This window comes from Chamaesiphon sp. VAR_48_metabat_135_sub, assembly GCF_031418915.1.
GTDB lineage: Bacteria > Cyanobacteriota > Cyanobacteriia > Cyanobacteriales > Chamaesiphonaceae > Chamaesiphon.
This window is the reverse complement of sequence record NZ_JANOJV010000235.1, coordinates 20,488-27,130: the sequence shown is the minus strand read 5'-3', so window position 1 is coordinate 27,130 and position 6,643 is coordinate 20,488. Positions and strand designations below refer to the sequence as shown.

Below are 6,643 nucleotides of genomic sequence, written 5' to 3'. Positions count from 1 at the left end.
CGTTAATTGTGGGGGAGGGCGGGTTTTGTTCGATAGTTATTTTTAATGCCAAAATGTTAGCATAAACCCGCCCCTACAGATCCGTACTATGCAGAACAAATGTTATTAAAATATATCGATCGAGAAGTCAAGACAATTAGACGAGAATGGCAAACTCATCGACGAAAAATAGCTAACCAAATTTCACCATCTCAAAGATCAATCTTGACAGAGTTAGATGATATATTTTTGAAGGCTACCGCTAAACTATTAGTAGATTTACAATCTCCAACGCTAACAATCGTCACGACGGGTACAACCAGCAGCGGCAAAAGTACATTAGTAAATCTATTGTGTGGAGCAGAAATTATTCCTGTAGCCGTGCAAGAAATGAGCGCGGGATTGGTGACGATCGAATACAATCAAAATACTTCTATTCATATCGATCGAACCCTTGGGGCATTATGGGAGTGTGGTGACTGGTATCATATTAGCGATCGAGAAATATACAATCGATTAGCTACGGTAATGAATCGTTATCTCGAAGCTAAATATAATGGCTCGATCGATATTAGTTATCCCCAAATTCGGATCGAGTATCCGATTCGGTTACTAGCAAAAGATAGTCGCTTGCAATTACCCGAAGGAATAAAGTTACGAATTGTTGATTTACCTGGACTATCTCACCAAGAAGATATCGAAAATTTGTCATTATTAAAGACTTGCAATCGAGCGTTATTTTTAGTCACTTATAATAGTGCAGAAACCGATCGACAAAAAGTGAATATGCTCTTGCAGGGTGTTGTAGAGCAATTGAAGATAATCGGTGGCTTGTCAAATAATATGTGGTTTCTATTCAATCGGATCGATGTTTTTCATGGCGATAAAGATCGGGTAGCGAGTGAAGAGAAGTTTATCGATCGAACTAGATCGGAAATCGATAAGTTATTAACCAAGCATCATTTACAGATCGAACCCAAACAAGTCGCTAAAATCTCGACGATGCCAGCTTTATTATCGCTATTGATGGGTAGTAAAGATGATGGTAAACGAATCGAAGCTGCGAATAGATTAGATCGTAACTTTAACTTTTTGATTCCTGAGAATATTGCTAATGATTTACCGAGAAATCCGGCTAAATGGAGTCCACATGAACACAATAGGGTAGCAGCCGCGATTTGGGATGTATCCTATGGGAAGGAATTCGATCGATTGCTGATAGATAATATCCAAACTAATTTAACAAATCTAATTTTCTTACCAATTATTCAGGAATTCGAGCAGGGATTTTGTTTAGAGATTAGCAAATGGGCAGATAAAAGAAGTAAGGAAAATATCATCGAAGCGGCAAGTATTAGCTATGTGAAAAATCAGAGCGATCGATTGTTGAGTAGGATCGATCGCTCTGTTAGAATACTTATTAAATTTAGAAAAAAATCTGCTCTATTTAAGCAATTATATATTTTTTGGTTAAACTGGTTAGACGATTTATCACTGATATTTAGGGATAAGGGCAATTCATGAATCACCATTTCCTTTAGTCTATTTCACAGGATGATGGACGATTTGCTCGGATACCCGACGTTTGGTGACAGGATCTACACCGATTGCACGAACATAGTCGTTATGATGGTTAGCAATACTGCTAAAGAGCAATGTTTGATACTTTTTTCAACCATTCTCTGTATTCAGTTTTTGTGGAGATTGCCATTTTTCGGCAACTTTTTAGCGATTTGGGAGCGAAAAGTGCAATCTTATGCATTTTTGCTTGAAGATTAGCGAGTGGGGAATAAAATAATCGAGGGAAATACCGGATGAAATTATTGATTAGCAATGATGATGGGATCTTCGCGCTGGGGATTAAGACTTTAGCCGATACACTTGCGATCGCCGGACATGAAGTAATTGTAGTGTGTCCCGATCGAGAAAGATCGGCAACTGGGCATGGTTTAACCCTTCACGATCCGATTCGGGCGGAAGAAGTTACAGGTATTTTTCATCCTACCGTCCGCGCTTGGTCTTGTTCGGGTACTCCCGCAGATTGTGTCAAGTTAGCACTGGGAGCATTGCTCGACAGGTTCCCCGATTTCGTCCTATCTGGCATCAATCACGGTGCGAACCTGGGAACAGACGTGTTGTACTCTGGCACGGTCTCTGCGGCGATGGAAGGAACGATTGAAGGGATTCCCAGTATTGCCTTCAGTTTGACGAGTTTTACCTGCAAGGAGTTTCAACCCGCCGCAAATTTTGCCCGAGATTTAATCGCTCATTTAGAAAGTCAGCCACTAGTGGAAATGTTGCTATTAAATGTGAATATTCCACCGATTCCCGCCGCCGAAATTGCGGGTGTGAAAATTACCCGTCAAGGACTCAGACGTTATTTTGATACTTTCCAAAAGCGGGTAGATCCGCGTGGTAAAACTTACTATTGGTTATCTGGAGAAGCATTACAAGATCTAGATCAACCAGAACATCTCCATCTTCCACCAGAAATTGAAACCGATGTTCAAGCAATTAAACGTAACTACATTACCATCGTCCCGCTCCAGTTTAATATGACTTCGGCGATCGGTGTATTTGGGTTGAAAGATTGTGGCATTGAGGGCGTGAAAATAAGTCGTGATTCGTAAGTGGTGCTTGAGATGAGGATTTTAACCCCGATTTTGTCGTGAATTATCGATCGAGTGTGGAAATTTGGGCATATTAAATTCAGATAATCCTCATCAACAGGAAAATATGAAAAATAGCATCTCCAAAAATATCGCGCGAGTTTTTGGAGATGCTATTCTAGGGCTTGGCTTCATCGGGACAATTCCAGCTCAAGCTGCCATTATCAATCATACTGATGTTAATGGTCTGCGAACATTCCAAGACGTGGGAACTGGTCTAGTTTGGGTCGATCTTGATAACTTCATCTCTCGGAGCAGCATCGAGATGAAAACAATCGTTGAGGCGGCTGGATTCACTTTTGCAAATAAATCTAGCGTGCAAACTCTCCTGGGTGGACTACCATTAACTAACCCACCAACTGAATGGAACTCTTATGCCACATCTATCATCGGGAACTCACCAGGTTGGCCTTTGATGTTTGGAACCTATGATGATGGTGACAATAACACTAGTGTTGGCTATGCATTTTCATACAATAATTCTACTCAATGGACTATCGGTGATAATGCCTATGAACAAAGCAACCCTAATGGCCTTATGAACATTTTTGCATATCAATCCCAATCTCCAACTGCTGTTCCCGAACCATTTACGATTATCGGCACTCTAGTCGGTGGTTCAGCAGCATTACGCATGAGACAGAAACTAAAATCTGACAATAAAGCGTAGCATGTAAAAATCCCCTCCTCGGAGGGGTACCCGAAGGGTGGGGTGGGTGAGATCTACGCTTGAACCGTCTGATTTCGATCGATTTAACATCGCCAATATCTGTAGGGTGTGTTAGCTGGAAGCAACGCACCATTTGTTTTCGGGCAGTGTGTTAGCGACAGCGTAACGCGCCCTACAATGCCGATATTCTAGAGGGGATATTGTTTGTGGGTGGCGGAGATCTACCCACCCCGTCGCTCCGCGCCACCCCTCCGAGGAGGGGATTTACATGCGAGGATTGGTTTAGCTGTTTAGTTTTTTGGCTAAGATTTGGTTGGCTAATTTAGGCTCGGCGCGTCCGCCAGTTTGTTTCATCATTTGGCCTACAAAGAAGCCCAAAAGTTTGGTTTTTCCTGCTTTATATTGTTCCAATTCTTTGGGATTAGCAGCAAGAAGTTCGTCGATGATTTTTTCTAGTTCCGCAGGATTGGAAATTGAAGTTAAGCCTTTGCTATCAACTAATTTTTGAACTGAACCACCATGCTCGAATAGTTCGGGGAGGATTTCTTTGGCAATTTTGCCGTTAATTGTACCTTTGTCAATTAAGCCGATTAATTCAGCCAAAATAGTTGGAGTCAGCGCGATATCTTTGATGCCTACTTTCTGATTCTTGAGATAGGCGGTAATATCACCCATTACCCAGTTAGCCGCTTGCTTAATATCCGCACCAGCAGCAATTGCTGCTTCGAGATATTCGGCAACAGATCGATCATCCGTCAAGACTCGCGTATCATAGGGTGATAAACCTAGCTCGGTTTGATAACGATGACGTTTTTCGACTGGTAATTCTGGTAATTCTGCCTTCCACGCCGCCTTTTGACTATCTGCCAAAATCATCGGCGTGAGATCGGGTTCGGGGAAATAACGATAATCGCTCGAACCTTCCTTGCTCCGCATACTAATCGTGCGTTGAGTGCCTTCTTCCCATAGCCGTGTTTCTTGGAAAATTGGCTCGTTATTACCAATTGCGGTAATCTGTCTGTCGATCTCGTAATCGATCGCCCGTTGAATCGCACTAAAGGAGTTCATATTCTTGATCTCTACTTTAGTCCCAAACGCCTCACGACCCACAGGACGGACAGAAATATTCACATCGCATCGAAGTGAGCCTTCTTGCATATTGCCGTCGCCTACGCCCAAATAGCGGATGATCCGGCGGATTTCTTGGGCGTATTCAGCCGCTTCAATGCCACTGCGAAGATCCGGCTCGGAGACGATTTCACACAGGGGTACACCAGTCCGATTGTAATCGACGAGGGAATAACTAGAACCTGCTAATCGATCGCTACCACCATGCACGAGTTTTCCCGCATCTTCTTCCATATGCATCCGCGTGATGCCGATTTTCTTGCGGGTAGGATTTCCCGCATCATCGAGGATTTCGATTTCTACCCAGCCATGCTCGGCGATGGGGAGATCGAATTGGGTGATTTGATAGTTTTTGGGTAAGTCAGGGTAGAAATATTGCTTGCGATCGAATTTACTATAAGCAGCAATCTGACAATTGAGAGCCAAACCAGCTTTGACGGCATATTCTAGCACCTTCTCATTCAGCACTGGCAAGACCCCAGGCATTGCCGTGCAGACGGGACAAATATTGTGGTTGGGTACAGAACCAAACTCAGTAGAACAGTTACAAAAAATCTTGGTAGCAGTATTGAGTTGACAGTGAGTCTCTAACCCAATTACGGCTTCATACTGGATTTTAGTCGGTGTAGCTACGGTCATGGGGCTATAAAAATTTGGTGTAGAGCGATATCTATCTCTTATTGTACCCTTGCCGATCGTCAGTTGCTAGTAGATCTCCATCGGGCGAGTCGATCGAATAGTTTCCGGATGAGTCTATTGCTTGTGTGTATTTTAATACCAAGGATGTTTTCAATTTTGGCCGAGCGAGATTTACCAACAAGCCCCAAATTTATCCGAGGGAAAATCCACAACTTGGAGTGAGCGTTCGCGTGGTGCCTGCCTTCGGAGCAGCCAAAGTATCCAAAATCCAAAATTACCAAGACAAGGAAAATAAGACTCATGTGGCAAGGTTTCATCGGCAAAGAGATCCAACGCACCAACCGAAATTTATTACTGAATAATCTCGGCATGGTTGGAATTCCGCTCGCCATCGGGATCTTTGGTTGGAGTTATTGGAGTGGCTTTTTTGGTGGGCCAAAATTAGTTGCCAACCAGGATTTAATTTCAGATCCAAGTAAATACATGGGTCGTTATCTCAAGATTGTTGGTTCTGGATATCTGGAAACTGGAATGCAGGAAATATCTCAACGCAAGAGCAAAAGCACGGGAGAAGTCAAGAGTGAAACCGTAACAGCTAGATTGATTGCGGTCAAACTGAGCGGAGATAGAGCTAATAGCGATCGAGCGATTTTTGTCAAGCTAGAAAATGATGCTCCTGCGACTAATTCTGCGGCGGGAACGATCGAAAGTATGTCCAATTTTGTCGAGCAAGAGATTAAGTCTTTACCGGATCGAGATTTGATTTTACCAGTTATTATTAATGCCAAAGCTGATTTTCGGAATCCTGGCTATTGGGGTCTAGCAATTGGTTCGATCGGGGGCATTATTGGTGCCATTAATTTAAGTAAGTGGAAGCAACGCCAAGACAACATTAATTTACATCCGATCGTCAAAAAACTGAGTCAATATGGTATACCAGAAATGGTCATCCCAGAGATCGATCGAGAATTCGACAGTCAAAATATCGTAGTGCATCAGCAGACAAAAATATCTAACAACTGGTTGATTCAGAAACAATCATTCGATCTAGAAATCAAGAAAATAGTCGATATTGTCTGGATTTATTTCCAAGTAACCAAACATCGAACTAACGGTATTCCTACAGGTAAAACTTTTGCAACTATTTGTCACGATCGTCATGGTGGGACTGTAGAAATCCCTGGTTCGGAAGCCGAAGTAATGGGATTAATCGAACAAATTCATACGCGAGTGCCTTGGGCGATTATCGGACATACCGACGAAATAAAACTAGCCTGGGAAAAAGATCGTGCTAATTTAATCTCATTTGTAGATGAAAGTCGTCAAAACCATGAAGCGGGAATTAATTCCGATAGTTTGGCAAGAAATTAATTAAATTCATGCCGTTCGTGCGAACCGATTTACCGAAAAATTGACAACTTAATTTTGCAGTATTTGGCGATCTTCATCGACGAATCACACTAATGTATACGCTAGCAATTTTGTGGCAATAACAGGCTGAAGTATAGTAATCTAGTAGTCTGCGGCGTAAGTAGCGTTGTAATTATTGAGGATAATT

5 protein-coding genes are annotated in these 6,643 nt (G+C 42.4%); 4 read left to right on the top strand and 1 reads right to left on the bottom strand.

The features are described from left to right. The first annotated feature begins 99 nt into the window (after positions 1 to 99). The 3 genes from RMO55_RS16700 to RMO55_RS16690 all read left to right on the top strand — a co-directional run bounded on the left by RMO55_RS16700 (position 100) and on the right by RMO55_RS16690 (position 3,318). On the top strand, positions 100 to 1,503 hold the full coding sequence (locus RMO55_RS16700; RefSeq protein WP_310428320.1) for a dynamin family protein: 1,404 nt from the start codon (positions 100 to 102) through the stop codon (positions 1,501 to 1,503). Between the two features lie 290 nt (positions 1,504 to 1,793). Beyond that, entirely contained in the window at positions 1,794 to 2,609 is an 816-nt protein-coding gene (gene surE / locus RMO55_RS16695; protein ID WP_310428317.1) for a 5'/3'-nucleotidase SurE, read from the top strand. A 106-nt stretch (positions 2,610 to 2,715) separates the two neighbouring features. Next, positions 2,716 to 3,318, top strand: coding sequence for a PEP-CTERM sorting domain-containing protein (locus RMO55_RS16690; RefSeq protein ID WP_310428315.1), 603 nt, complete (start codon positions 2,716 to 2,718; stop codon positions 3,316 to 3,318). Positions 3,319 to 3,600: 282 nt separating this feature from the next. Here RMO55_RS16690 and gatB read toward each other — a convergent pair whose 3' ends face one another. Continuing rightward, entirely contained in the window at positions 3,601 to 5,085 is a 1,485-nt protein-coding gene (gatB, locus tag RMO55_RS16685; RefSeq protein WP_310428312.1) for an Asp-tRNA(Asn)/Glu-tRNA(Gln) amidotransferase subunit GatB, read from the bottom strand. A gap of 300 nt (positions 5,086 to 5,385) precedes the next feature. Between gatB and RMO55_RS16680 the strand changes: the two genes are divergently transcribed. Beyond that, positions 5,386 to 6,456, top strand: coding sequence for a DUF6709 family protein (locus tag RMO55_RS16680; RefSeq protein WP_310428309.1), 1,071 nt, complete (start codon positions 5,386 to 5,388; stop codon positions 6,454 to 6,456). The last annotated feature ends 187 nt before the right edge of the window (positions 6,457 to 6,643 follow it).

Excerpts from the sequence above, each read along its gene's own strand:
- gatB (WP_310428312.1), bottom strand. The coding sequence starts at position 5,085 with ATGACCGTAGCTACACCGACTAAAATCCAGTATGAAGCCGTAATTGGG.
- surE (WP_310428317.1), top strand. The coding sequence starts at position 1,794 with ATGAAATTATTGATTAGCAATGATGATGGGATCTTCGCGCTGGGGATT.
- RMO55_RS16690 (WP_310428315.1), top strand. The coding sequence starts at position 2,716 with ATGAAAAATAGCATCTCCAAAAATATCGCGCGAGTTTTTGGAGATGCT.
- RMO55_RS16700 (WP_310428320.1), top strand. The coding sequence starts at position 100 with ATGTTATTAAAATATATCGATCGAGAAGTCAAGACAATTAGACGAGAA.
- RMO55_RS16680 (WP_310428309.1), top strand. The coding sequence starts at position 5,386 with ATGTGGCAAGGTTTCATCGGCAAAGAGATCCAACGCACCAACCGAAAT.